This is a genomic window from Cribrihabitans neustonicus (genome assembly GCF_048820895.1).
GTDB classification, from domain to species: Bacteria; Pseudomonadota; Alphaproteobacteria; order Rhodobacterales; family Rhodobacteraceae; genus Cribrihabitans_A; species Cribrihabitans_A neustonicus.
Window position 1 is genome coordinate 372,229 of sequence record NZ_JBMERQ010000003.1, and the last position, 23,402, is coordinate 395,630.

At 66.2% G+C, this 23,402-nt stretch carries 20 protein-coding genes and 1 pseudogene; 9 read left to right on the top strand and 12 right to left on the bottom strand.

Annotated features, from left to right (window positions below; genetic code table 11):
- Positions 1 to 238 precede the first annotated feature (238 nt).
- The gene (gene gatB / locus ACOHWE_RS11255) at positions 239 to 1,750 is read right to left on the bottom strand and encodes an Asp-tRNA(Asn)/Glu-tRNA(Gln) amidotransferase subunit GatB (RefSeq protein ID WP_420666413.1); all 1,512 of its coding nucleotides are present in this window, start codon (positions 1,748 to 1,750) and stop codon (positions 239 to 241) included.
- Between the two features lie 220 nt (positions 1,751 to 1,970).
- Between gatB and ACOHWE_RS11260 the strand changes: the two genes are divergently transcribed.
- Positions 1,971 to 4,319, top strand: a complete 2,349-nt coding sequence (locus tag ACOHWE_RS11260; RefSeq protein WP_420666415.1) for a Tex family protein — start codon at positions 1,971 to 1,973, stop codon at positions 4,317 to 4,319.
- A 125-nt stretch (positions 4,320 to 4,444) separates the two neighbouring features.
- Here the strand turns inward: ACOHWE_RS11260 and ACOHWE_RS11265 are convergent, their stop codons facing one another.
- From ACOHWE_RS11265 to pepN, 3 genes are all read right to left on the bottom strand, one after another.
- The gene (locus ACOHWE_RS11265; RefSeq protein WP_420666417.1) at positions 4,445 to 5,743 is read right to left on the bottom strand and encodes a hypothetical protein; all 1,299 of its coding nucleotides are present in this window, start codon (positions 5,741 to 5,743) and stop codon (positions 4,445 to 4,447) included.
- A gap of 191 nt (positions 5,744 to 5,934) precedes the next feature.
- On the bottom strand, positions 5,935 to 6,393 hold the full coding sequence (locus ACOHWE_RS11270) for a hypothetical protein (RefSeq protein WP_420666418.1): 459 nt from the start codon (positions 6,391 to 6,393) through the stop codon (positions 5,935 to 5,937).
- Entirely contained in the window at positions 6,386 to 8,953 is a 2,568-nt protein-coding gene (gene pepN / locus ACOHWE_RS11275; RefSeq protein ID WP_420666419.1) for an aminopeptidase N, read from the bottom strand. The genes ACOHWE_RS11270 and pepN overlap by 8 nt, the downstream gene beginning before the upstream one ends.
- A 123-nt stretch (positions 8,954 to 9,076) precedes the next feature.
- On the opposite strand from pepN, the gene ACOHWE_RS11280 reads away from it, so the two are divergent.
- The 3 genes from ACOHWE_RS11280 (at position 9,077) to ACOHWE_RS11290 (ending at position 12,220) form a co-directional block, all read left to right on the top strand.
- Entirely contained in the window at positions 9,077 to 9,283 is a 207-nt protein-coding gene (locus ACOHWE_RS11280; protein WP_420666421.1) for a flagellar basal body-associated FliL family protein, read from the top strand.
- Between the two features lie 254 nt (positions 9,284 to 9,537).
- Positions 9,538 to 11,685: a malate synthase G gene (locus tag ACOHWE_RS11285; protein ID WP_420666423.1), complete on the top strand. Its 2,148-nt coding sequence runs from the start codon at positions 9,538 to 9,540 to the stop codon at positions 11,683 to 11,685.
- 106 nt (positions 11,686 to 11,791) lie between these two features.
- Entirely contained in the window at positions 11,792 to 12,220 is a 429-nt protein-coding gene (locus ACOHWE_RS11290; RefSeq protein WP_420666424.1) for a GlcG/HbpS family heme-binding protein, read from the top strand.
- Positions 12,221 to 12,583: 363 nt separating this feature from the next.
- On the opposite strand, the gene ACOHWE_RS11295 is transcribed toward ACOHWE_RS11290, so the two are convergent.
- A complete protein-coding gene (locus ACOHWE_RS11295) occupies positions 12,584 to 13,066 on the bottom strand; it encodes a fasciclin domain-containing protein (RefSeq protein WP_420666425.1) in 483 nt (160 codons plus the stop codon).
- Between the two features lie 157 nt (positions 13,067 to 13,223).
- Between ACOHWE_RS11295 and ACOHWE_RS11300 the strand changes: the two genes are divergently transcribed.
- Both ACOHWE_RS11300 and ACOHWE_RS11305 read left to right on the top strand, forming a co-directional pair.
- The gene (locus tag ACOHWE_RS11300; RefSeq protein ID WP_420666427.1) at positions 13,224 to 13,844 is read left to right on the top strand and encodes a helix-turn-helix domain-containing protein; all 621 of its coding nucleotides are present in this window, start codon (positions 13,224 to 13,226) and stop codon (positions 13,842 to 13,844) included.
- A 124-nt stretch (positions 13,845 to 13,968) separates the two neighbouring features.
- Complete coding sequence (locus ACOHWE_RS11305) at positions 13,969 to 14,748, top strand: gamma-glutamyl-gamma-aminobutyrate hydrolase family protein (protein WP_420666429.1); 780 nt, start codon at positions 13,969 to 13,971, stop codon at positions 14,746 to 14,748.
- Positions 14,749 to 14,781: 33 nt separating this feature from the next.
- On the opposite strand, the gene ACOHWE_RS11310 is transcribed toward ACOHWE_RS11305, so the two are convergent.
- The 3 genes from ACOHWE_RS11310 to ACOHWE_RS11320 form a co-directional block, all read right to left on the bottom strand.
- Positions 14,782 to 15,249: an SRPBCC family protein gene (locus tag ACOHWE_RS11310; protein ID WP_420666454.1), complete on the bottom strand. Its 468-nt coding sequence runs from the start codon at positions 15,247 to 15,249 to the stop codon at positions 14,782 to 14,784.
- Positions 15,250 to 15,379: 130 nt separating this feature from the next.
- A complete protein-coding gene (locus ACOHWE_RS11315) occupies positions 15,380 to 17,620 on the bottom strand; it encodes a xanthine dehydrogenase family protein molybdopterin-binding subunit (RefSeq protein ID WP_420666430.1) in 2,241 nt (746 codons plus the stop codon).
- 3 nt (positions 17,621 to 17,623) lie between these two features.
- Positions 17,624 to 18,088 carry a (2Fe-2S)-binding protein gene (locus ACOHWE_RS11320; protein WP_420666432.1) on the bottom strand — a complete coding sequence of 155 codons (465 nt, stop codon included), beginning with the start codon at positions 18,086 to 18,088 and terminating at the stop codon, positions 17,624 to 17,626.
- A gap of 95 nt (positions 18,089 to 18,183) precedes the next feature.
- On the opposite strand from ACOHWE_RS11320, the gene ACOHWE_RS11325 reads away from it, so the two are divergent.
- On the top strand, positions 18,184 to 18,765 hold the full coding sequence (locus tag ACOHWE_RS11325; RefSeq protein ID WP_420666434.1) for a TetR/AcrR family transcriptional regulator: 582 nt from the start codon (positions 18,184 to 18,186) through the stop codon (positions 18,763 to 18,765).
- Between the two features lie 48 nt (positions 18,766 to 18,813).
- On the opposite strand, the gene kynA is transcribed toward ACOHWE_RS11325, so the two are convergent.
- The 4 genes from kynA to ACOHWE_RS11345 all read right to left on the bottom strand — a co-directional run bounded on the left by kynA (position 18,814) and on the right by ACOHWE_RS11345 (position 22,198).
- Complete coding sequence (gene kynA / locus ACOHWE_RS11330) at positions 18,814 to 19,647, bottom strand: tryptophan 2,3-dioxygenase (protein ID WP_420666436.1); 834 nt, start codon at positions 19,645 to 19,647, stop codon at positions 18,814 to 18,816.
- A gap of 148 nt (positions 19,648 to 19,795) precedes the next feature.
- Entirely contained in the window at positions 19,796 to 20,989 is a 1,194-nt protein-coding gene (gene kynU / locus ACOHWE_RS11335; RefSeq protein ID WP_420666456.1) for a kynureninase, read from the bottom strand.
- A gap of 79 nt (positions 20,990 to 21,068) precedes the next feature.
- Complete coding sequence (locus ACOHWE_RS11340) at positions 21,069 to 21,446, bottom strand: MmcQ/YjbR family DNA-binding protein (protein ID WP_420666438.1); 378 nt, start codon at positions 21,444 to 21,446, stop codon at positions 21,069 to 21,071.
- Positions 21,446 to 22,198, bottom strand: coding sequence for an SDR family NAD(P)-dependent oxidoreductase (locus tag ACOHWE_RS11345; protein ID WP_420666440.1), 753 nt, complete (start codon positions 22,196 to 22,198; stop codon positions 21,446 to 21,448). Before ACOHWE_RS11345 ends, ACOHWE_RS11340 begins: the two co-directional genes overlap by 1 nt.
- 381 nt (positions 22,199 to 22,579) lie before the next feature.
- Between ACOHWE_RS11345 and ACOHWE_RS11350 the strand changes: the two genes are divergently transcribed.
- Together ACOHWE_RS11350 and ACOHWE_RS11355 are read left to right on the top strand one after the other, a co-directional pair.
- Positions 22,580 to 23,032 (top strand): methyltransferase family protein, encoded by a 453-nt coding sequence (locus tag ACOHWE_RS11350; RefSeq protein ID WP_420666442.1) that lies wholly within the window; start codon positions 22,580 to 22,582, stop codon positions 23,030 to 23,032.
- 139 nt (positions 23,033 to 23,171) lie between these two features.
- Positions 23,172 to 23,402: pseudogene (locus tag ACOHWE_RS11355) on the top strand (Re/Si-specific NAD(P)(+) transhydrogenase subunit alpha); the annotation flags it as partial.

Here is a 23,402-nt window from a genome sequence, read left to right on the forward strand (position 1 = left end):
GGCGCGCCCCCACGCGGCGCGATTTGGGGAGGCTTGGCGGTCCCTTGATAGGGCGTACGGGCTGGGCAGGGATAAACTGCCAGTCATGCCCGTTCGCATCACCACCGCGCGCGCCGCCGATGCGCGGCTCATCGCTTCGGGGCAGGCATTCGGCAGGTTGGGCGTACAGGGCAGCGGGCGCCCACCACGAAAAAGGGCGCCGCGAGGGGCACCCTTTTGAAATCAGCAATAGCAGTGATCAGCCGCCCAGTTTCTTGGCGACCAGTTCGTTTACTGCCTTGGGGTTAGCCTTGCCGCCGGTGGCCTTCATCACCTGGCCGACGAACCAGCCTGCCAGTTTCGGATTCACCTTGGCCTTTTCAACCTGCGCCGGGTTGGCGGCGATAATTTCGTCCAGGGCGGTCTCGATGGCGCCGGTATCGGTCACCTGCTTCATGCCGCGCTCTTCGACGATCTGCGCCGGGTCGCCGCCTTCGGTATAAACGATCTCGAACAGATCCTTGGCGATCTTGCCGGAGATAGCATCCGAGGCGATCAGGTCGATGATGCCGCCCAGCTGCGCGGGCGTTACCGGCGACTCGGTGATCGTGTGGTCTTCTTTCTTCAGGCGCCCGAACAGTTCGTTGATCACCCAGTTCGCAGCCAATTTGCCATTGCGGCCCTGGGCCACGGCCTCGAAATAGGCCGCCGATTCCACATCCGCGGTCAGCACCGAGGCGTCATAGTCGCTAAGGCCGAAGTCTTCGATGAAGCGTGCCTTCTTCTCGTCCGGCAGTTCCGGAAGGCTGGCTTTGATGCCGTCCACCCAATCCTGATCGATTTCCAGCGGCAGAAGATCCGGGTCAGGGAAATAGCGGTAGTCATGCGCCTCTTCCTTGGAGCGCATCGAGCGGGTTTCGCCCTTGTCCGGGTCGTACAGACGGGTTTCCTGCACGATTTCGCCGCCGCCTTCGAGGATGGCGATCTGACGCCGCGCCTCAACCTCGATAGCCTGCTGGATGAAGCGCATCGAGTTCATGTTCTTGATCTCGCAGCGGGTGCCGAGATGCGAGAAATCCTGGGTCTCCTGGTACTTCTCATAAGCGCCCGGGCGGCAAACCGAGACGTTCACGTCAGCCCGCAGGTTGCCGTTCTGCATGTTGCCGTCGCAGGTGCCGAGGTACTGCATGATCTGGCGCAGCTTGGCGATATAGGCCGCCGCTTCCTCCGGGCCGCGGATGTCGGGGCGGGAGACAATCTCCATCAGGCAGACGCCGGTGCGGTTCAGGTCGACGAAGGACATGTTGGGGTCCATGTCGTGGATCGACTTGCCCGCGTCCTGTTCCATGTGAATCCGTTCGATCCGCACCTTGCGCGCGGTGCCGTCGCCCAGTTCCACCAGCACTTCGCCCTCACCCACGATCGGGTGGTAGAGCTGCGAGATCTGGTAGCCCTGCGGCAGGTCCGGGTAGAAGTAGTTCTTGCGGTCGAAAGCCGACCACAGGTTGATCTCCGCCTTCAGCCCCAGCCCGGTGCGCACCGCCTGCTCGACGCAGTATTCGTTGATCACCGGCAGCATGCCCGGCATCGCCGCATCCACGAAGGCGACGTTGGAGTTCGGCTCGGCACCGAACTTGGTGGAGGCGCCGGAGAACAGCTTGGCATTGGAGCTGACCTGGGCATGCACTTCCATGCCGATGACCAGTTCCCAGTCATGCTTGGCGCCCGCGATCACCTTGGGCTTGGGGAGTTCATATGTCAGGTCGAGCATGGTTTTCCGCCGTATCCGAGTGTCTCTGTTTGGCAAGCGTTCTAGGCGCAGGCGCGCAAAGGGGCAAGGGGCAGTCGCGCCGGGCGGGGAGCAGCCTGCGCGCGGCCATGCGGTCCGGGCGTGCCGCCAGGCGCGGGCACCCGCCCACGGCAAAACAGGCTCTTGGCCGGTCCGGGCTGCCCCGCTAAGAAAGACCTCCGGACCAGAACAGGAGCCCGCCTTGGACACTTCCGCCCGCATCAATCAGACCATTGCCGGAGAAATCGGCGCCGCGGCCAAGCAGGTGAGCGCCGCCATCGCGCTCCTGGACGAGGGCGCCACCGTCCCCTTCGTCGCGCGCTACCGGAAGGAAGCAACGGGAGGGCTGGATGATACCCAGCTGCGCACCCTGTCGGAACGGCTTGACTACCTGCGCGAGATGGAAAAGCGCCGCGCCGCCATCCTCGAGTCGATCAAGTCCCAGGACAAGCTGACTGACGGTTTGGCCGCCGCGATTGCCAAGGCGGAGACCAAGGCGCAGCTCGAGGACATCTACCTCCCCTATAAGCCCAAGCGCCGCACCAAGGCGATCATCGCCCGCGAAAACGGGCTGGAGCCGCTGGCCGATGCCATTCTGGCTGACCGCAGTGCCGATCCGGAGAAACTGGCGGAAGGCTATATCACCGAGGCTGTTCCGGCAGTGAAGGACGCCCTGAACGGCGCCCGCGACATCCTGACCGAGCGGCTGACCGAGAACGCGGCGCTTCTGGGCCGCCTGCGGGAGTTCCTGCAGCGCGAGGCCGTGCTCACCGCCAAGGTGGTCGAGGGCAAGGAGCAGGAGGGCGCCAAGTTCTCTGACTATTTCGAACATTCCGAGCGTTGGCGCGATGTGCCCTCGCACCGCGCGCTGGCAATGCTGCGCGGCTCCAACGAAGGCGTGCTGACGCTGGACGTGGGACCGGAGCCCGAGGAAGGTGCCGCCAGGGCCGAAGCCATGGTCGCGGCAGAGCTCGGCGCCTCCGGCAAGGGACCGGGCGACGTCTGGCTGCGCAGGGTCGCGGGCTGGGCCTGGCGGGTGAAGCTGTCGCTGTCGATGATGCTGGAGCTGATGGGCGATCTGCGCGCACGCGCTCAAGAGGATGCCATTCAGGTCTTTGCCCGCAACCTCAAGGACCTCTTGTTTGCAGCACCCGCCGGTGCGCGGCCCACCCTGGGCCTGGACCCGGGAATCCGCACCGGCGTCAAGGCAGCAGTGGTTGATGCAACCGGGAAATTGGTGGCCACCGAGACCTTGTATCCGTTTCAGCCGAAGAACGATCTGCGCGGCGCGCAGGTTGCCATCGTCAAGCTGATCGCCGAGCACGGGGTGGAGCTGATCGCCATCGGCAACGGCACCGCCAGCCGCGAGACCGAGCGGATGGTGGCGGAGGTACTGAAGAACCTGCCCGCCAAGATTAAGGCGCCGACCAAGGTGGTGGTGAGCGAGGCCGGCGCCTCGGTCTATTCCGCCTCGGAACTTGCGGCGCGGGAGTTCCCGGACCTCGACGTTTCCCTCCGCGGCGCTGTTTCTATCGCCCGCCGCCTGCAGGACCCGCTGGCGGAGCTGGTGAAGATCGAGCCCAAGTCGATCGGCGTCGGCCAGTACCAGCACGACGTCGATCAGCACAAGCTGACCCGCGCGCTGGAAGCGGTGATCGAGGACGTGGTGAACGCGGTGGGCGTGGATCTCAACATGGCCTCTGCCCCGCTGCTTGCGCATGTCTCGGGCCTGGGCCCTGTGCTGGCCGAGGCGATCGTCGCGCACCGGGATCAGAACGGCGCCTTTGCCTCCCGCCGCGAGCTTCTGAAGGTGGCGCGTCTCGGTCCGAAGGCGTTTGAGCAATGCGCGGGCTTCCTGCGCATCCAGGGCGGCAAGGAGCCGCTGGATGCCTCGGCCGTGCACCCGGAATCCTACGCTGTCGCGCGCCGGATCGTGGCCGCCTGCGGCCGTGACATCCGCCAGATCATGGGCGGCGATGCGGCGCTGAAATCCCTGCGCCCGGCAGATTTCGTCTCCGACGATGCGGGCCTCCCCACGGTGCGCGATATCTTCGCAGAGCTGGAAAAACCCGGCCGCGACCCGCGCCCCTCCTTCGTGACCGCAAGTTTCACCGACGGGGTGGAGGACATCAGCGACCTGAAGCCCGGCATGGTGCTCGAAGGCACGGTGACCAATGTCGCGGCCTTCGGGGCCTTCGTCGACATCGGCGTGCACCAGGACGGGCTGGTGCATGTGAGCCAGCTTGCCGACCGCTTCGTGAAGGATCCGCATGAGGTGGTGAAGACCGGCCAGGTGGTGAAGGTTACGGTGGCCGAGGTCGATGTTCCGCGCAAACGCATCGGGCTGACCATGCGCAAGGACGGCGGCGCCTCGGCCCGCGAGGACCGCGCTGCGCGTGGGGCGGGACGGGACGGCGGCAAACCCAAAGCCGGCGGCCGCAGCGGCAGCGGCCCGCGCAATGGCCAGAACCGTGGCAGCAAAAGCCAAGCCAAGCAGCAGGAAACCGGCGCGCTGGGCGCTGCCCTGATGGACGCCTTCAAGAAGCGATGAGGCCGTGAACGGCAGGGTGGCACGTCTTGCTCCGCGAAGATCCGACCGCCGCTTCCTCTTGCCCCAAATATCCCGGGGGAGGCCCGTCAGGGCCGGGGGCAGAGCCCCCTGCCGCTGCCCGCGCCTTAGCCCGGCAGGACGGGCTGGCGGCCGGGTTTGAATGCCGCTTGCGTGCCTTCCGCCGCCCGGTCCCCTAACAGATCCGCCAGCGCGGCGCGCGCGACGGTCTCGCCGCGGCTGGCAAGGCGCGGGTCCGAGTGGACCCGGACGATATTGTCGAAGCCCCCGGCGGCATGAGCCCAGACCAGGGGGTGCAGTTCGGTCAAATGGTCCCGCACCAGCCAATGGGCAGCGCCGCAGATGCGCAGGCGCTCGGCGGTGCCCGTTTTCCCGGTGCCGGAGGGGAGGGCGACGGTGCAATAGGCCGCGAGCAGGTTCACCATGCCCTGCGAGGCGTCGGTTTGCAGGATGTTGCGCAGGCCCTCCAGGAAAAGCTCCGCATCCACATGGGCGCAGGCCTCTGGGTCCCGCGCCAGGGCGTCGAAATAGACCCAGGCATAGCCGCCGGCCCGCCAGGCGTGGGCAGTGGCGGCGGCGGTGCGGCGGGCGGCCTGTTCCAGCATGTCGTAAGAGCCGCCGGCGCGCGGCAGCAGCTGCGCTCCCAGCGCCCGCATCGGGCGCGGGTTTCGCGGATCGAGCGCGATAAGCCGTCCGTAGTTTTCCGCCGCTGCCGCGGCCGTGTCGGAACCGGCCGGGCGTCCGGCCAGCAGGGCGCAGTGTGCGGCTTGCAAGAATGGGCTGTCGAGGCAGCGTGCGTCGTCCCTAAATGGTGCGATAAGCGTTTCTGCCCGCGCGAAATGCGCTGCAGCGCTGCGCTTGGCGGCCGCGCCGCGGCGGCGCCAGGCCCAGGCGATATCGACGTGGGCCAGCGCCACCAGCGCGGTCAGGTAGGCGTCGCGGCAATGGCCTGCGCGCAGGGCTTCGAACTCCATCACGCCGCGGATCAGCCCGCGGCCCGCCGAGGAGGCATCGACACTCAGCGCATCTTCGGCGGCACCCACCACGTCGGCGCGCGCGCCATAGGCGATGAGATCGGCCAGCGGCAGGGCGCCGCGGGCGGCTTCACGGGCGGCATCGGCGGCGCGGATCAACCCGGAGAGATCCTCCCAGCGTTCCTGCCGCGCCAGGAACTGGCCGCGGTCCTGTGCCTGGGTGGCGGCCGGGTCGGCGGGTTCGGCACAGGGCGGAAGCGGAACAGGTGCGCCGGCCTCTGGTGCGGCGGCCGCGGATGCAGGGCGGCGGACCGTGCGGGGGATTGTCTGCAGAGGCCCCGGCAGGGCCCGGGGCGTCACGGGAGCGGCGGCGGCAGTTGCGGGGGCGGCCGCTCTGCCCTGGCTGGGCAGGAACTGGGATACAAGGGACATCAGGTCCCGCGCCCGGGGAGAGGTTTTCAGCATGCGCGCGTCCGGTAGTGTGGCGTTCTTTCTGGTTGAGTTCACGCTTGCGCGGCAATGGGGCGCAAAGATGGCGGCAGTGGGGAAGTTGCGGCCCCAATCGGCAAAATTGTACCGCTTCGGTTCCGCCTGGCGGAAAGCCGCCAAGCTGCTGCGCTGTCTCAGAAAATCACGAAATGATGGCGCTCGGTCCTGAGCCCGCGCCGGGACAGCTCGCGCTCCATCTCCCTATACGGCGGCGTGGCCTCCTGCGGCAACCGCAGCTGCTTGCCTCCGTGCATAACCAGCGTGGTCCGGACCGAGAAATCCCAGCGCGTGTCAAACCGCACCCGCTCGATCTCCGCCAGCGGGGCAGTATCCTCGAGGCTGCCGGAATACCAGGAAATCCGCTCCTCCGAGATGGTCAGCCCGGCGGAAGGATTGCGCATCAGGTCCAGCACCGCCGGGATGACCGGCAGAGCCAGCAGCGCCACCAGCCAGCCCGCGGCGCCCAGCCCGAACCACAAGCCGGCCAGCCCTGCGAGCCAGGCCGCCGTTGCCAGCAGGGCCGCGGTGGAGCGACCCTCGCGGGTGAAGCTGAAGCCGCCGCTGTCCGGCATGCCCGGGAAGGGGTCAGGCATTGAGAATACGGCTCACCATCTCGGTGGTGTCGCGGCTCAGCCCTTCGGCATCCGCGATACGGGTGAGCTGGGCGCGGATCAGCGACTGGCGCGCGGCATCGTAGCGCTTCCAGGTCTGGAAGGCCGCGCACATGCGGGCGGTGGTCTGCGGGTTCAGCTTGTCGAGCGCGATGAGGTTGTCTGCAAGCAGCCGGTATCCTTCTCCGCTGGCATGGTGGAAGCCCGCGTGATTGCCCGCCAGCGCGCCAAAGACCGCGCGGAAGCGGTTGGGATTCTTGATGCTGAACAGTGGATGCCCGGTCAGAGCCTTGGCCGCAGCCGCGGCCTTTGCCGGAGCGGCGCAGGCAATCTGCAAGGCAAACCACTTGTCCATCACCAGCCGGTCGTCTTGCCACTGGTCAAAGAACGCCTGTGACTGCACCTCGCCCTTCTCCGCCTTCATCAGGCAGGAAAGCGCGGCATATTGCTGGGTCATGTTGTCCGCCGCTTCGAACTGGCGCGCTGCTTGAGCGCCGCCGTCAAGCCGGGTGAGGAGCGACAGCACGCGGCCATTGAGCGCGCGTTTGCCCGCGCCCTCGGCATCCGGGACATAGGGGCCATCGACGGTGGTGGCGGCGTATAGACGGGGCAGGCTGTCTTCCAGCTGCTGCGCCAGGGTCTGGGCAAAGGTCTCTGCCGCGTCATAGATCTTTTGCGGATCGGGGGTGAAGCCACGCTCATGCAGGGTCTGGGCGATGTCGGGTTGGCTGGGCGGCGTCAGCACCAGCGCGCGGAAGGCCGGGTCCTGTTCGTCGTCGCGCACCAGCTTCTCCAGAGCGTCCAGATAGGCAGCATCGGGTGCGGTGCCATCCAGAACCATAGCCACGCGGGTCTCCTTGGCCAGCGTGTTGCCGGCCTCCCAGCGGTTGAACGGGTCGGTGTCGTGGGCCAGCAGGAAGGCGCGCTCGGCGTTGGTGGTCTCGCGTTCCAGGATCACAGGGGCGGAGAACTCGCGCAGGATCGACGGCACCGGTTTGGAGGCGAGGCCGCCAAAGGTAAAGCTCTGCTTGGCCTCGGTCAGTTCCAGAACTTCCGTGCCACGCACCTCGTCACCATTAGGCGACAACAGGCCGACCGCTACAGGGATCACCCGCGGGGCTTTGTCCGGCTGGCCGGGGGTGGGCGGCGTCGATTGCTCGAACGTCAGCGTGTAGGTGCCATCGGCATAATCTTCCGAGACCTTCACCCGCGGGGTGCCGGCCTGGCTGTACCAAAGCTTGAACTGGCTGAGATCGCGCCCGGTCGCATCCTCGAACACTTTCAGCCAGTCCTCGATCGTGCAGGCCTGGCCATCGTGGCGTTCGAAGTAGAGGTCCAGCGCCTTGTAGTAGTTGTCATCCCCCACCAACCGCTTCAGCATCCCGATCACCTCGGCGCCTTTTTCATAGACGGTTGCAGTGTAGAAGTTGTTGATCTCCTGGAATTGTTCGGGGCGCGGCGGGTGCGCAAGGGGGCCGTTGTCCTCTGGAAACTGGCGGGCCCGCAGGGCCATCACGTCCTCGATCCGCTTCACCGGCTCAGAGCGCATGTCGGCGGTGAATTGGGCGTCTCGGAAGACCGTCAGCCCCTCTTTCAGGCACAGCTGGAACCAGTCGCGGCAGGTGATGCGGTTGCCGGTCCAGTTGTGGAAATACTCATGCGCGATGATCGCCTCGATGCGTTCGAAATTGCCGTCGGTGGAGGTTTCGGGCGAGGCCAGCACGCAGGAGGAGTTGAAGATGTTCAGCCCCTTGTTCTCCATCGCGCCCATGTTGAAATCATCCACCGCAACGATGTTGAAGATGTCGAGGTCGTATTCCCGGCCATAGACATCCTCGTCCCATTTCATCGACTTCTTTAGCGCCTCCATTCCGAAGGCACATTTGCCCTTGTCCGGGCCGGGGCGGACCCAGATGTTCAGCTCCACCTCCTTGCCGGACTTGGTGGTGAAACTGCCGGGGTGGTTGACCAGATCGCCTGCGACCAGAGCAAAGAGGTAGGCCGGTTTCGGCCAGGGGTCGTGCCATTCGGCCCAGCCCTCGCCCTGGCCGGTGGGATTGCCGTTGGACAGCATCACCGGCTCATCGCCTTCGATGCGCACGGTGAAGGTTGACATCACGTCCGGGCGGTCCGGGTAGAAGGTGATCTTGCGGAAGCCTTCAGCCTCGCATTGGGTGCAGTACATGCGGTTGGACATATAAAGCCCCTCCAGCGCGGTATTGCCGGCCGGGTTGATCTCCACCTCGGCCTCCCAGGTGAAGGGCGCGCTGGGCACGCTGCATTCAAGGCCGCCCTTCACCAGCTCCGGCGTCACCTCCTTGCCGTCGATTTTCGCCCAGATCAGCTGCAGCTCCTCGCCATGCAGGAAGAAGCTTTTGTCTGCGGCATCCGGTTTCGGCGTAAAGCGGATCCTGCTGATGACCCGGGTGGTCTCCGGTGCCAGCCGGAAGGTCAGGTGGACCGATTCCACCGCGTAGCCGAACGGCGTGTAGTCTTTCAGGTAGAAGGTCTCGGGAGCGGTGGCGGGGGATGCGTCTTTCACGGCAGAACCTCGTTGTTGGGGAACCGGAGCGGGGTCCGATGCGTAGTTACCATAGTGGTAGGCAACAGCGGGCAGCGCGGCAAGCGCCCTGCCGGCAGCAACGATTCGAAAGGGAGGTCAGCGATGTCCGCACCGGATACCAACACCGAACGCCAGAAAAAGCGGCACCGGCCGGCACTGTTTGGCATCTGGGGGGTGGTGATCTTTGCGCTGATCCTTCTGGTAGGCTGGCTGATCCTGGTCTTCGCCCGCGGCGGCGAGCAGGACAAGGCCGAGGAACCAGCCAGCGCGGCCGAAGTGCAAACGGTAATCGAGGGCGCTTCGGATTGACCGCGGTGCTATCCGGGCGACCCGGCAGGGCGGGCAGGGCGGGCAGGGCAACCTGCGCGCCCTTTTTGTTGTTGTCCAGACCTTGGCCACTGGTCAGCCGCCGCCTCCGCATATTCGGAAATCCTTTCGGCACTTTCTTGGAAATCAAGAAATTGCGTTTGGTTTCAATTGGAGGCTGTTTTGTTGCTGACTGGAAACTTCTGCCCTAGTTAGGGGGTCAGCATGCAGTGGTGTACCGCCGGAAGGAGCAAGTCATGAACCGGGTCGAAAAACAGGGAATTCAGGTTGCGCCGGAGCTGGCGGACTTCGTCGAAAACCAGGCGCTGCCCGGCACCGGGATCGCGGCGGATGTTTTCTGGAATGGCCTTGCTGAGCTGGTGAACGGGTTCGGGCCGGAAAACCGGGCGCTGCTCGCCAAGCGCGCCGAAATGCAGCAGAAAATTGACGCCTGGCACATCGCCAACCGCGGCAGGCCGCATGATCACGAGGCCTACAAGGCTTTCCTGGGCGAAATCGGCTACCTGCTGCCCGAGGGCGGCGACTTCGAGATCGGGACGCAGAACGTCGACCCCGAGATCGCCTCGGTGCCTGGGCCGCAGCTGGTGGTGCCGATCACCAACGCGCGTTACGCATTGAACGCGGCGAATGCACGCTGGGGCAGCCTTTATGATAGTTTCTATGGCACCGACGCGATGGGCACGTCTTCGCCCAAGGGCGGCTACGACAAGGGCCGCGGCGCCCGGGTGGTGGCGCGTGCGCGGGTGTTCCTGGACGAGGCCTTCCCGATCAAGGGCGCAAGCCACGCCGACGTGCGTCGCTACCATGTGCAGGACGGCCAGCTGCTGATCGACGACCTGCCGCTGGCGCAGCCGGAGAAATTCGCAGGCTTCCGCGGCAACCCCAAGGCGCCGGAAGCCGTTCTGCTGCGCAACAACGGGCTGCATGTCGAACTGGTCTTCGACCGCGCCCATGCGATCGGCGCCCGCGATCAGGCCGGGCTTGCGGATGTGCGGCTGGAAAGCGCGATGTCGGCGATCATGGACTGCGAGGACTCGGTTGCCTGCGTCGATGCCGAGGACAAGGTGCAGGCCTATTCCAACTGGCTCGGCCTGATGAAAGGCGATCTGGAGGCCAAGCTGGAGAAGGGCGGCAAGACCGTCACCCGCCGCCTCAACCCCGACCGCGGCTACACCGCGCCCGACGGAAGCGCGCTGACGCTGAAGGGCCGAGCGCTCCTGTGGGTGCGCAACGTGGGCCATCTGATGACCAACCCCGCGGTGCTCGACAAGGACGGCAACGAGGCTTTCGAAGGCCTGCTCGACGCGCTGATCACCGTGATGATTGCGATGCATGACCTTAAGCGCGACGGCGGCAACTCCGCGCATGGCTCGGTCTACGTGGTGAAGCCCAAGATGCACGGGCCCGAGGAAGTCGCCTTTGCCGACCGTATCTTCGGCAAGGTCGAGGATATCCTCGGCCTGCCGCGCCACACCGTGAAGATCGGCATCATGGACGAGGAACGGCGCACCTCGGTGAACCTCAAAGAATGCATCCGCGCCGCCAAGCACCGGGTGGCTTTCATCAACACCGGCTTCCTCGACCGCACCGGCGACGAAATCCATACCTCGATGGAAGCGGGCCCGTTCTCCCGCAAGGACTTCATCAAGCGGAAGGCGTGGCTGGGCGCCTATGAGGCGCTGAACGTCGATATCGGGCTGGAGTGCGGGCTTTCGGGCAAGGCGCAGATCGGCAAGGGCATGTGGGCAATGCCGGACATGATGGCGGCGATGCTGGAGCAGAAGATCGAGCACCCGAAATCCGGGGCCAACTGCGCCTGGGTGCCGAGCCCGACCGCCGCCACCCTGCATGCGCTGCATTACCACAAGGTCGATGTGTTCGCGGTGCAGGAGAAGCTCAAGGCAGGCGGCCGTCGTGCCCATGTGGACGGCATCCTCGACATTCCGCTCGCGGCCTTCCGCAAGTGGACCCCCGAGCAGATCCGCCGCGAGGTGGAGAACAACGCCCAGGGCATCCTCGGCTACGTGGTGCGCTGGATCGATCAGGGCGTCGGCTGCTCCAAGGTGCCGGACATCAACAACGTCGGCCTGATGGAGGACCGCGCCACCTGCCGGATCAGCGCCCAGCACCTGGCCAACTGGCTGCACCACGGGGTGGTCTCGCAGGAGGACGTGATGGCTGCGATGCAGAAAATGGCCGCGGTGGTGGACGAGCAGAACGCGGGCGACCCGGCCTACCGGCCGATGGCGCCCGGCTTTGACAGCATCGCCTTCCAGGCCGCCTGCGACCTGGTCTTCAAGGGCCGCGAGCAGCCCTCCGGCTATACCGAGCCGGTGCTGCACGCCCGCCGCCTGGAATTGAAGGCCGCAGCTGCGGCGAACTGACCGGGAGGAAACAGTTTCCGCAATTTCGCGGGTAGTCAAAGGGGGCCGTTTGGCCTCCTTTTTCGTTCCGTTACGCAACGTCATGGAATCGGGAGGACAACCACGGATGGCGGAACTGACTTTGACACAAGCGCGCGGCATCATCCGCGCTGCCTTGGAGGCAGGCCGGGCTCAGGCACTGAAGCCTTTGTCGGTAGTGGTGCTGGACGGCGGCGGCCATGTGCTTGCCTTCGAGCGCGAGGACGGCGCCGCGCCGGGCCGCTTCGCCATAGCCCACGGCAAGGCTTATGGTGCGGTGATGCTCGGTATGGGCGGGGTGGCGCAGATGGCGCGCGCGGAAAGCCAGCCCTATTTCATGGCCGCGGTGAACGGAGTCTATGGCGGCCGGGTTGTACCAGTGCCGGGCGGTGTGCTGGTCCGCGGCCCGGAGGGGCAGGTGATCGGCGCGGTTGGGGTCACGGGCGATACCTCCGAAAATGACGCCAAGGCGGCTCTTGCCGGCATCGACTTTGCAGGCCTGCAGGGCGAGGCCTGAGAACTCACCCGCAGGCCGGCCAAGTATTGGCGGTGAACGTGCGGCGGCGCCGGTCCACCTGAAATCGGCGCCTGGCAGTGTGCCCGCGTGCGGCACGTGAATCCAAGTTTTCTACTTCAGAAGCCACATACGGCGGCTTGGCCGGGAAACACTGCAAAAAGCACAGCCCCCTCCCGCCCGGGCGGAAGGGGGCGCGGCCGGCCGGTGTGCGCTTGCGGGATAAATTTCGCAGACCGGCGGCTGGGCGGCGGCGGTTCCTGCCGGACCCCGGTCGCCCCAAGGGCAGCCAGGGCGTGGGGGAGAGATACCGGCTGGCCCTGCCTGCCTGCCGCCCCGTCCTCAGTCAGTCCCGGCCGCCGCTGCTCAGGGCAGAATCACTGAATCCACCACGTGGATCACGCCGTTCGAGGTTTCGATATCTGCCTGCACCACGTTGGCGTCATTCACCTTCACCCCGTCCGCGGTGTTGAAGGTCAAATCGTCGCCCATCACCGTGGCCGCGGTCATCCCGTCGCTGAGGTCGGAGGACATCACCTTGCCCGGCACCACGTGATAGGTGAGGATGCGCGTCAGCTGTTCCTTGTTTTCCGGCTTCAAGAGCGTGTCGAGCGTGCCTTCGGGAAGTTGGGCGAATGCCTCGTCCGTGGGCGCAAAGACGGTGAACGGGCCTTCGCCCTTCAGGGTTTCCACCAGACCGGCCGCGGTCAGCGCCGCGGCGAGCGTGTCGAACTGCCCGGCCTCGGCGGCGGTGTCGACGATATCCATGGACTCCGCCTGCGCCGCGCCGGAGAAGGTCAGGCTGGCGGCAAGCGCGGCGGCTGCCAGGGAAAGACGTTTGGTGAACATTTAACTTCCTTTCTGTCAGAGCCAGAGAAGAGAACAAAAGCTGGCACACCGAGCTTGCGGTGCAAAAATTTTGCATGTTATGCACGTTTGCGTGATGTGCATGTTTTTTGCACAATGCTAAATTTGGCGCGCGCTCGTTTCCTCTGGAGGCAAAACTATGAGCAAGGCCGGCTTGTCGGACACGTTGCAGGAAGGGCTGGAGGCCTATCGAATCGGCCCCAAGCTGCGCGCCCTGCGCACCGCAAAGGCGATGGGTCTGGCGCAGCTGGGCGAGCACACCGGCCTTTCCGCGGCGATGCTGTCGCGGCTCGAGCGCGGGCAGGTGTTCCCGACGCTGGCAACGCTCCTGCGCATCGCGATGGTGTTCGGTGTCGGGCTCGACCATTTCTTCGGCCCCGGCGAGGACGCGCCGGTGCTGGAAGTAACGCGCGCCCGGGACCGGATGAAGCTGGGTAATACACCGGACGGGCCGGTCTCCTACCTGTTCGAGAGCCTGGACTTCCCGGTGACCGGGGGCCGCTTCCAGGCCTATCTCGCGGAGTTCACCGGCCGGGCCCCGGCCAGCCCGGCGCATACGCATCCAGGCGCCGAGATGATCTATGTGATCGACGGCCAGCTGGAACTGCTGATCCACGGCCGCGCGGAACTGTTGGGCAAGGGCGACAGCATTTATTTCGACGCCGGTTTCGAGCACAGCTACCGCGCAACTGGCGGCGCACGCTGCCAGGTGGTCGTGGTGGTCTCCCCTACACAGGAGCAGGGCGGGACGGAGCCCTGAAGCCAGCCCCCGCCACCTCAGGCGCAGTCTGTGTGCAGGCAAACAAGCGCCTGTGTTGCAGCGCAGTTGAACCGGCGTCCGCGCGCGGCTAGGTTTTCAGAATAAAAACAAGCGAGAGTGGATCATGGCGCGCCCGAAGGTTGGCATTATTGGCAATTCCTATCTGATCGACGATCAATACCCGGTGCATGCGGGCGGGACGATGAACTCGGAAGCGGTCGCCGAAGTTGCGGGCTGCATGCCGCTGATGATCCCTTCCGATCCGCGCTTTGTCACGGTGGGGGAACTGCTTGAGACGTTCGATGGCTTCCTGCTGACCGGCGGCCGTCCCAACGTGCATCCGAATGAGTACGGCGAGGACGAGACCGCAGCGCATGGTGCCTTCGACCGCGCCCGCGATGCGGTGACATTGCCGCTGGTGCGCGCCTGCGTCGAGCGGGGGCAGCCTTTCCTGGGCATCTGCCGGGGCTTTCAGGAGGTGAACGTGGCGATGGGCGGCGCGCTGCACCCGGAAATCCGCGACCTGCCGGGCCGGATGAACCACCGGATGCCGCCCGATGGCACGCTGGAGGAGAAATTCGCACTGCGCCACCCGGTGAGCTTCACCCCGAATGGCCCCTTCCACCAGCTGTTCGGTGCGCGGGAGGTGATGACCAACACACTGCACGGCCAGGGCATCAAGCGGCCCGGCGCGCGGGTGGTGATCGACGGCCACGCGCCGGACGGCACGCCGGAGGCGATTTATATCAAGGACGCGCCGGGCTTCACACTCGCGGTGCAATGGCATCCGGAGTGGGATGCGGTCAACGATCCGGTCTCGCGCCCTCTGTTCGAGGCCTTTGGCAATGCGGTACGCGCCTGGTCCGCAGGCGCACCGCGCGGGGATCTGCAGAAGACGGCCTGAACGCTTAGAGCTGCAGCGCCGGCGAACCGGTGGTCAGGGCAAGGTTTTGGCGTGGGCGTCCAGCTGGTCCGCCACGACGCCCCAGCCTGCTTGGAAGCCCATCTGCTCGTGCCGCTCCCGCGCCTCGGCGGAGCGGTGGCGGGCAATGATCGTGAGGCTGGTGCCGCGGGCCACGGCCGGCTCGAACAGCACGATGGCGGTCATGAACGGATCCGGCGCGGGCTTCCAGCCTTCGCTGTAGGCATCGGTGAAGACCAGTTTCCGCTCCTCCTCCACCTCGAGGAAAACCCCTTTGTTGCGGATTTCGCGGCCTTCGACGTCGAAGGTGGTGTTGAAGCGGCCGCCCGGGCGCAGGTCGATCTCGCAGGCGGTGATGGCGTGCGGCGCGGGGATGAAGAAGGCGCGCAGATGCAAAGGCGTGGTCCAGCAAGTCCAGAGCTGGGCCGGGTCCGCGCCGAGCTGGCGGGTGAAGCTGAGGTCGGTTTCCGGGTCAAGCGTGATACCTGCCCGCTGTGCCGCCGCGCTGCCATCCGTGCCCCTGTTGTCCTGCGCCATTCCCCGTGCCCTCCCTGCAGCTGCAAGCAGCCGCCCGCGCAAGGCGGGCGGTCCGTGCAGGCGATGGGAGCACGGGCTAGACCATCAAGTCAAACGAATGCATCAGCGGCAGCTCCCGCGCCCGCTGCCCGGTGAGGTCGAAGAGCGCATTGGCCAGCGCCGGAGCGGCCGGCGGCGTGCCGGGCTCGCCCGCGCCGCCCAGATGCGTCTGCACCTCAAGCACCTCGACCTCGGTCCGCGGCATCGTATGCATCCGCAGCGCGTCGTAGTCGGGGAAGTTGCCCTGTTCCGCCATGCCATCGGCAAAGGTGATTTCGCCAAAGCAGGCGGCCGAGAGCCCGTAGGCCATGCCCCCGGACATCTGCGCCTTGACGTTTTCCGGGTCGATCGCCTGGCCCATGTCGCAGGCGATCCAGGCCTTGGCGATGCGGATGCCCGGGTCCTCCTGCTGCACTTCGATCACCTGGGCGACCGGCGTGCCGAAGCTGTAGCACATGGCTACCCCGCGGCCCATGCCCTCGGGCGTCTTGCCGGTCCACCCGGACATGTCGCGCACCGTTTCCAGCACCTTGGCCGCGGGTGCCCATTCGCGCCGCGCAAGCTCCAGCCGGAAGGTGAGCGGATCGGCGCCCGCGGCATGGGCCATCTCGTCGAGGAAGCTTTCCACGAAGAAGGCGTTGAAGCTGTTGCCGACCGAGCGCCAGAAGCCGACCGGCACCGCCACGTCGGCCAGATGCCCCGCCATGCGGAAGTTGGGAATGGCGTAAGGCGCATTGAAGAAACCCTCCACATGCACCTTGTCCGGCCCCGCGGGCGAAAGCCCTGCCAGGCGCTGCATCGCCTGCGCTACAGGGGAGGCGGCGGCGACCTTGCCGTCCATCACCACCGCCGCACCGTCCTTCACCGCGCCGCGCATCCGGGCCATCGCGCCGGGGCGGTACATGTCGTGGCGCATGTCCTCCTCGCGCGACCAGGTGAGCTGCACCGGCACGCCCGGCATCTGCCGGGCCACGCGGGTGGCAAGCACCGCGTAGTCGACCTCCGCCCGGCGCCCGAAACCGCCGCCGAGGTAGGTGGTGCGGATGTCCACCTGCTCGCTGTCGAGCCCGGCCTCTTCGGCGCATTTCATCTGGGTGAAGAGCGGCATCTGGTTGCCGCACCAGACCGTCAGCTTACCGTCCTCCAGCAGCGCGGTGGCGTTCATCGGCTCCATCGTGGCGTGGGCGAGGTAAGGCACGCGGTAGTCCGCAGTGATTTCCTGCGCGCCCTCCGGCAGGGCGTCGGCATCGCCATCGTCACGCATCACCGAGTTCGGCTTGGCCTCGAATGCCTGTTCGATCTCGGCAAAGATGCCTTCGGTTGTGGCCGGGTAGGGAGCGGCTTCCCAGCCGATCTCCACCGCCTCCGCCGCCTGCATCGCGATCCAGGTGTTGCGCGCCACCACGGCGATGCCGTTGCCGAGGTCCAGCACCTGCTCCACCCCCGGCATCGCCAGCGCCGCGCTGGCGTCGAAGCCGGCCATGCCGCCGCCCTGGCGCGGGTTCATCCTGAGGCTTGCGAATTTCATTCCCGGCAGCCGCACGTCGATGCCGAACTCCGCGGTGCCGGTGGCCTTCGCCACCATGTCGAGCCGCGGCTGGGTCTTGCCGATCAGCCGCCATTCGGACTTGGGGCGCAGGTCTGCCTGCACCGGGTCGAGCCGGGCGGCCTCTTCCGCGAGTTCGGTGTAGGGGATGCGGGCGCCGTCCGGCGTAATCACCGCGCCGCCCTTCGTCGTAAGCGCGGCCCGGTCCACTCCAAGGCGCGCGGCAGCGGCCTGTTTCAGCGACTCCCGCGCGCTGGCGCCGGCACGGCGCATCCGCTCATACCCGTCCTTCATCGAGGTCGACCCGCCGGTGCCATGCAGCCGCAGCGGCTTGCCGAGATGGCCAAGCGCCTCGCCCACCGCATGGGCGAAATTGCCGCTGTCATAGCCCTTGCCGGGCAGCGCATCGCCGATAAAGGCGGAGTTGTAATAAGCCTTGGCAGCGGGGCCATGCAGCACGCGGATCTGGTCCAGCTCCACGTCCAGCTCCTCGGCGATCAGCACAGCCCAGCTGGTCTGCACGCCCTGGCCCATCTCGGCGCGCGGCGCGATCAGGGTGACGCCCTCGGCGTCGATCAGCACGAAGGGGTTGAGGGCTGCTCCGCCCGCGCCCGGGCGCAGCGGGTTGGGCGCGGGGCGGGAGACGGCATAGGCGCCGAAGGCCACCCCGCCGACGATGGCGGCAGAGCCGATGAGGAAGCTGCGGCGGGCGATCTTTCCGATGCTTGCCATGGCTCAGGCCTCCTGCATCTTGCGGGCGGTGTCGTGGATGGCGGCGCGGATGCGGGTGTAGGTGCCGCAGCGGCAGAGGTTGCCCCGCATCGCCTCGTCGATCTCGGCATCGCTGGGGGCGGGGTTTTCCGCCAAGAGCCCCGCGGCCTGCATGATCTGGCCGGACTGGCAGTAGCCGCATTGCGCCACCTGGTGGTCCACCCAAGCCTGCTGCAGCGCGCTCATCGCCTCCGGCGTGCCGTGCCCCTCGATCGTGGTCACCTCGCCCCAAACATCCGCAAGCGCCACCTGGCACGAGCGCACCGGCTCGCCATCGATCTGCACCGTGCAGGCGCCGCAGGCGGCGACGCCGCAGCCATACTTGGTACCGGTGAGGCCGATCTCATCGCGCAGCACCCACAGAAGGGGCACGTCGTCCGGCAGATCGACCTGGTGGGATGTTCCGTTGATACGCAGCGTGGCGGGCATGAGGGCTCTCCCTTGGCTTGGCTGCTCTGACATATGCAATCAATTGTGTCAGTGTGTCAATTGACAAAATCGTGCTATGCTGTCAGAAGCGTTTCATGAACATGGCAGGCATCGACTCGAAACAGCAGGCAATCCTTACTTCCGCCTGGGCGGCGTTCTCGGCCTATGGCTTCCGCAAGACTTCAATGGATGACATCGCAAAAGGCGCGGGCGTGTCGCGCCCGGCGCTGTATCTGCATTTCAAGAACAAGGAAGCGATCTTCCGCGCGCTGGTGCAGGTCTACTACGGCGCGGCGCTGGCGGATGTGCGGGCGGCGCTGGCCGGGGAGGGGACTCTGGTGGAGCGGCTGGAGGCGGCGTTTGCCGCCCAGGGCGGGGAGGCGATGGAGGCAATGCTGTCGTCACCGCACGGGTTGGAGCTGTTCGAGGCGGGGATGAGCGTTGCGGCGGAGGAGATCTCCGCGGGCGAAGAAGGGCTGCGGGATATCTATGCCCGGTGGCTGGAGGATGAGGCATGCGAAGGCCGCGCGGTGCTGAGCAGCTCCGCGGAGGAGATCGCTGCCGCCTTCTGTGCTGCGATGAAGGGGGTGAAGCACACGGCGTCCGGTTTCCCGGCCTACCGCTCCGGCGTGCGCCAGCTGGCCCGTCTGTTCGGCGCCGGGCTGACCCCGAAGTAGCGGGGTGTCCAAGGCGTTTTCAAACGCCTTGGACGGCAAACTCAGAACTTAGAGTTCAGTGCGCAGGTGCCAGAGTTCGGGGAACAGCTCCACTTCCAGCATCCGCTTGAGGTAGCTCACCCCGCCGGTGCCGCCGGTGCCGCGCTTGAAGCCGATCACGCGCTCCACCGTGGTCACGTGGTTGAAGCGCCAGCGGCGGAAGTAGTCCTCGAAATCCACCAGCTTTTCGGCGAGTTCGTAGAGCTCCCAGTTGGCTTCCGGCGCGCGGTAGACCTCGGTCCAAGCCGCCTGCACCGCGCCGCTCGGCTGGTAGTGGGCCGAGACATCGCGGTTCAGCACCTCCTCCGGCAGCGGAAAGGATCGGGACAGCGCCCGCAGCGCCACGTCGTAGAGCGAGGGCTGCGCCAGTTCCTCCTCCAAGAGTGCCACCAGGTCCGGCCGGTGGGCGTGCGGCTTAAGCATCGCCTTGTTGCGGTTCCCGAGCATGAATTCGATCAGCCGGTACTGGTGCGACTGGAATCCCGAGCTCTGCCCCAGCGCATCGCGGAAACGGGTGTAATCCGACGGCGTCATGGTGCGCAGCACGTCCCAGGCCGAATTGAGCTGTTCAAAAATGCGCGCCACGCGGGCGAGCATCTTGAACGCCTGCCGCGCCTCGCCCTCCAGAAGCCGCTGGCGCGCCGCCTTCAGCTCGTGAATGGCCAGCCGCATCCACAGCTCCGAGGTCTGGTGCTGGATGATGAACAGCATCTCGTCGTGGGTATCGCTCCAGAGCTTCTGGGCGTTCAGCAGCGTGTCGAGACACAGGTAGTCGCCATAGGACATGCGCCCGTCAAAAGACATCTGGGCGCCTTCGCCGGCGGGATCATAAGGTTGGGTCATCGCGTCTTTCCTTTTCCTAAGTATAGCATGGGTCAGGGAAAGGAGGCGCGCCTCCGGTTGAGGGTGCCGCATTGGGCCAGACGGCGCCAGTGCGCGACCCAGCCCGCCGGGCGGCAGAGCGGCACGTGATATGAGCGGGTGAGCCGCATCAGGTGACGGCGTTGCGCCGCTTGTATTCGGGGCGGTCCCAGAGCGCGCTTCCGATCACCTCGGCGAGGATGTCCACCGCCGCGCGCACGTCATCTTCGCCGATGTAAAGCGGGGTGAAGCCGAAGCGCATGATGTCGGGGGCGCGGAAATCGCCGATCACGCCGCGGTCGATCAGCGCCTGCATCGCGGCATAGCCTTCGGCGAACTTGAAGGAGACCTGGCTGCCGCGGTAGGCCGCATCACGGGGCGAGGCGAGTTCCAGCTGCGGGCATTTTGCCTCGACCAGCTCGATGAACAGATCGCAGAGCTCCACGGACTTGGCGCGCACATCGGCCATGTCCACCATGTCCCAGACATCCATCGCCGCCTCCAGCGCGGTAAGCTGCAGGATCGGCGGGGTGCCGACGCGCATCCGCTCCACCCCGCGGCCCGGCCGGTAGTCGAGGTCGAAGGCAAAGGGCGCCTCATGCCCCAGCCAGCCGGACAGAGCCGGGCGGGCGGTCTCCGCGTGGCGGGGCGAGACGTAAATGAAGGCCGGCGCGCCAGGGCCGCCATTAAGGTATTTGTAGGTGCACCCAACCGCAAAGTCGGCCTTGCATCCGGCCAGATCGACCGGAATGGCGCCGGCGGAGTGGGCGAGATCCCAGACCGTCAGCACGCCGTGGGCATGGGCCTTGTCCGTAAGCGCCTTCATGTCGTGCTTACGGCCGGTGCGGTAGTCGACCTCTGTGATCATCAGCACCGCGATCTCATCCGTGATGCTGTCAGCCACCGCTTCGGGGTCGACCACGCGTAGCTCGTACCCCGCGCCCAGAGATTTCAGGAGCCCCTCAGCCATGTAAAGGTCGGTCGGGAAGTTGCCGTTGTCCGAGAGCACTACCTTGCGGGAGGGATTCAGCTCCAGCGCCGAGGCGACGGCCTGGTAGACCTTGATCGACAGCGTGTCGCCCATCACCACATGGCCCGGCTCGGCGCCGATCAGCCGCCCGATCCGGTTCCCCAGCGCCGAGGGCTTGTCCATCCAGCCGGCCTTGTTCCAGCCGGTGATCAGCATCTGGCCCCACTCGTCCTCGATCATCGCCCCAACCCGCTCCTTGGCGGCGCGGGGCAGGGGGCCGAGCGAGTTTCCGTCCAGGTAGATCACCCCCTCGGGCAGGTCGAACATCGCCTTGGTTGCGGCAAAATCGGTCATGGCGGCCTCGCATGTCATGAGGTATTTCAAGCTTAAAGCTTTTGCCGTGCTACCGCATCCGCGGCGTTCTGTCCAGAGCTTAGCGCTTGGCTGGCTGCGGGTCGGGTATCCCCAGTTCCGCCCGCTTGCGCCTGGACAGGCCCGCGGTTGCCAAGGCGTAGGACAGGGTGATCTGGTCCCGCAGTTCCGCGCCTGTCAGTCCGGGCTCCGCGTAGTGCTGCAGCCACTTCATGCCGCGGGAAGCATGATAGGGCGCCGGGCGGACGCCGGGACGTTCCTGCAGCACTTCAAAGGCGATGTCGCCAGCCTTGAAGGTGAAGGCATCCCGGCCATCGGCCCAGCCGCAGACGGCAAACAACTTGCCGCCCGCTTTCCAGACGTCCGAGTTGCCCCATTGGACCACGTGCTCTGCCGCCGGGAACGTCCCGCAGAACGCGTTGAACGCCTCCCGGTTCATCAGGCCTGGCCGCCCGCGATCTCGATGCACTGGCCGTTGACCGAGCCCGACCCCGGCCCGCAGAGCCAGAGCGCTGCCGCTGCGACCTCTTCCGGTGCGATCAGCCGCTTGTGGCGGTTGGCGTTCACCATCACACCCATCGCCTGCTCCGGGCTCATGCCCGCGCGCTCGGAAATCGCGGTGACATTTCGCTCCACGATCGGCGTGTCGACGTAGCCGGGGGAGAGCGCATTGAAGGTGAAGGGGCTGCCGAGGTAATCCTCGCTCAGCGCGCGGGTGAGGCCGATCATGCCGTGCTTGCTGGCGGTGTAGCAGGCGCCGCCCTTCAAGCCCCGCAGCCCCGCGATCGATGAAACGGTGATGACCCGCCCCCAATCGGTCTCCCGCATCGAGGAAAAGCACTCGCGGATGGTCAGGAAGGCGCCGTCCAGATTGGTCGCCATCATGCTGCGCCAGAACTCCATCGAGGTCTTGTGCAGCGCCATGCCCTCGGCAACGCCTGCGTTGGCGACGCAGATCTGCACTGGACCGCGCGCCTCAACCGCGGATTTGACCTTGGCCGCCACGTCAGCCTCGTCGCGCACATCCATCACCATCGGGTGCAGCCGTCCCGCCGCGGCCTCCTCCAGTACCTCCAGACGGCGGCCGGTGATGGTGACCTCCGCGCCCTGATCCGCCAGCGCTTTGGCGATGGCAAGGCCAATGCCGGTTCCGCCGCCGGTGACGAGCGCGTGTTTGCCCTGCAGTGTCATTGTCCCAGTCTCCTTCCCTGTGTGCAGGCTCAGCCTAGCCCCGGCGGCGGGGCAAGCAAGCGCGCCGTGCCGTCACGCTGCGCAGGCCGGGCCGGCTGCGCAAAGACCAGTACGCAGACGGTGGCCATACCGGGAAACCGGCGTAAAGCTACCGCGGGGTGCGCGAAATTGTCCACGTTGCAAAATAGACTTAGCCAATCCGGGCGAATTGTGCAGGATCTTGCCGCATCCTGGGAAGGATTCGCCGTTTCCGGGTTGGACAGTAGCAATCTGTCCTTTTCTTTCGCCCCGGGCCCTGCGGGTCTGGACGCTCCGGCCGGATGAGGAAAAACTGCCCGCGATGCGCGTGATCACAGAAAATACATTCGGACGGGCCGGCGCATGAAGCGCTGGCTGGATATCCCGCCCGCCTGGCTTCTGGGCTTTGCCGCCCTGGCCTGGCTGCAAGCGGAATTTCTCCCCGCCGGTCTGAGCTTTGGCGGCGCCTGGGCCGATTTCCTTGGCGGGGTTCTGGTTGGCGGCGGGTTTCTGCTGGCGGTGCTGGGGGTCATCGAAATGCGCCGTCACAAAACCACCGTGCTGCCGCACGAGACGCCGGAGCATCTGGTGCAGACGGGCATCTTCAGCCGCAGCCGCAACCCGATCTACTTGGGCGACGTGCTGATCCTCGCGGGGCTGGTCCTGTGGTTCGATGCAGTGCTGTCCCTGGTGTTGGTACCGCTGTTCCTGTGGATCCTGGAACGGCGTTTCGTCCTGCCCGAGGAGGACCGCATGCGGCGGGCCTTCCGTGCGGACTGGGCGCGCTACGAACGAAAGGTGCGGCGCTGGGTGTGACGGCTTTGCGGCAATGCAGCGGGATGGTTGCGGCGACGCAGCGAAATTCTTGCGCAACAAAATTGCGCAAGATAACAGAGATCTTTGTGATCCGTGCCTGCACAGCGCGGGCGCGAGCAAGTCTAGGGGGACCGATGCGGTGAAGATAGGTACACCAAAAGAAGTAATGCCGGGCGAAAACCGGGTCGCAATGACGCCGGATTCGGCGCGGCAGCTGCAGAAGCTGGGCTATTCCTGCGCGATCGAGAGCGGCGCCGGGGCGGGGGCGGGGTTTTCCGATGCCGCCTATGAGGCCGCGGGCGTGGAGATCGTCAAGACCGCCGCGGCGCTGTGGAAGAGCGCCGATATCATCGCCAAGGTGCGGGTGCCG

Coding starts and splice junctions, on each gene's coding strand:
- ACOHWE_RS11350 (WP_420666442.1), top strand. CDS start 22,580: ATGAAGCGCTGGCTGGATATCCCGCCCGCCTGGCTTCTGGGCTTTGCC.
- ACOHWE_RS11265 (WP_420666417.1), bottom strand. CDS start 5,743: ATGTCCCTTGTATCCCAGTTCCTGCCCAGCCAGGGCAGAGCGGCCGCC.
- ACOHWE_RS11285 (WP_420666423.1), top strand. CDS start 9,538: ATGAACCGGGTCGAAAAACAGGGAATTCAGGTTGCGCCGGAGCTGGCG.
- ACOHWE_RS11295 (WP_420666425.1), bottom strand. CDS start 13,066: ATGTTCACCAAACGTCTTTCCCTGGCAGCCGCCGCGCTTGCCGCCAGC.
- ACOHWE_RS11315 (WP_420666430.1), bottom strand. CDS start 17,620: ATGGCAAGCATCGGAAAGATCGCCCGCCGCAGCTTCCTCATCGGCTCT.
- ACOHWE_RS11280 (WP_420666421.1), top strand. CDS start 9,077: ATGTCCGCACCGGATACCAACACCGAACGCCAGAAAAAGCGGCACCGG.
- kynA (WP_420666436.1), bottom strand. CDS start 19,647: ATGACCCAACCTTATGATCCCGCCGGCGAAGGCGCCCAGATGTCTTTT.
- gatB (WP_420666413.1), bottom strand. CDS start 1,750: ATGCTCGACCTGACATATGAACTCCCCAAGCCCAAGGTGATCGCGGGC.
- ACOHWE_RS11290 (WP_420666424.1), top strand. CDS start 11,792: ATGGCGGAACTGACTTTGACACAAGCGCGCGGCATCATCCGCGCTGCC.
- ACOHWE_RS11300 (WP_420666427.1), top strand. CDS start 13,224: ATGAGCAAGGCCGGCTTGTCGGACACGTTGCAGGAAGGGCTGGAGGCC.
- ACOHWE_RS11305 (WP_420666429.1), top strand. CDS start 13,969: ATGGCGCGCCCGAAGGTTGGCATTATTGGCAATTCCTATCTGATCGAC.
- ACOHWE_RS11320 (WP_420666432.1), bottom strand. CDS start 18,088: ATGCCCGCCACGCTGCGTATCAACGGAACATCCCACCAGGTCGATCTG.
- ACOHWE_RS11270 (WP_420666418.1), bottom strand. CDS start 6,393: ATGCCTGACCCCTTCCCGGGCATGCCGGACAGCGGCGGCTTCAGCTTC.
- ACOHWE_RS11325 (WP_420666434.1), top strand. CDS start 18,184: ATGAACATGGCAGGCATCGACTCGAAACAGCAGGCAATCCTTACTTCC.
- ACOHWE_RS11340 (WP_420666438.1), bottom strand. CDS start 21,446: ATGAACCGGGAGGCGTTCAACGCGTTCTGCGGGACGTTCCCGGCGGCA.
- kynU (WP_420666456.1), bottom strand. CDS start 20,989: ATGACCGATTTTGCCGCAACCAAGGCGATGTTCGACCTGCCCGAGGGG.
- ACOHWE_RS11345 (WP_420666440.1), bottom strand. CDS start 22,198: ATGACACTGCAGGGCAAACACGCGCTCGTCACCGGCGGCGGAACCGGC.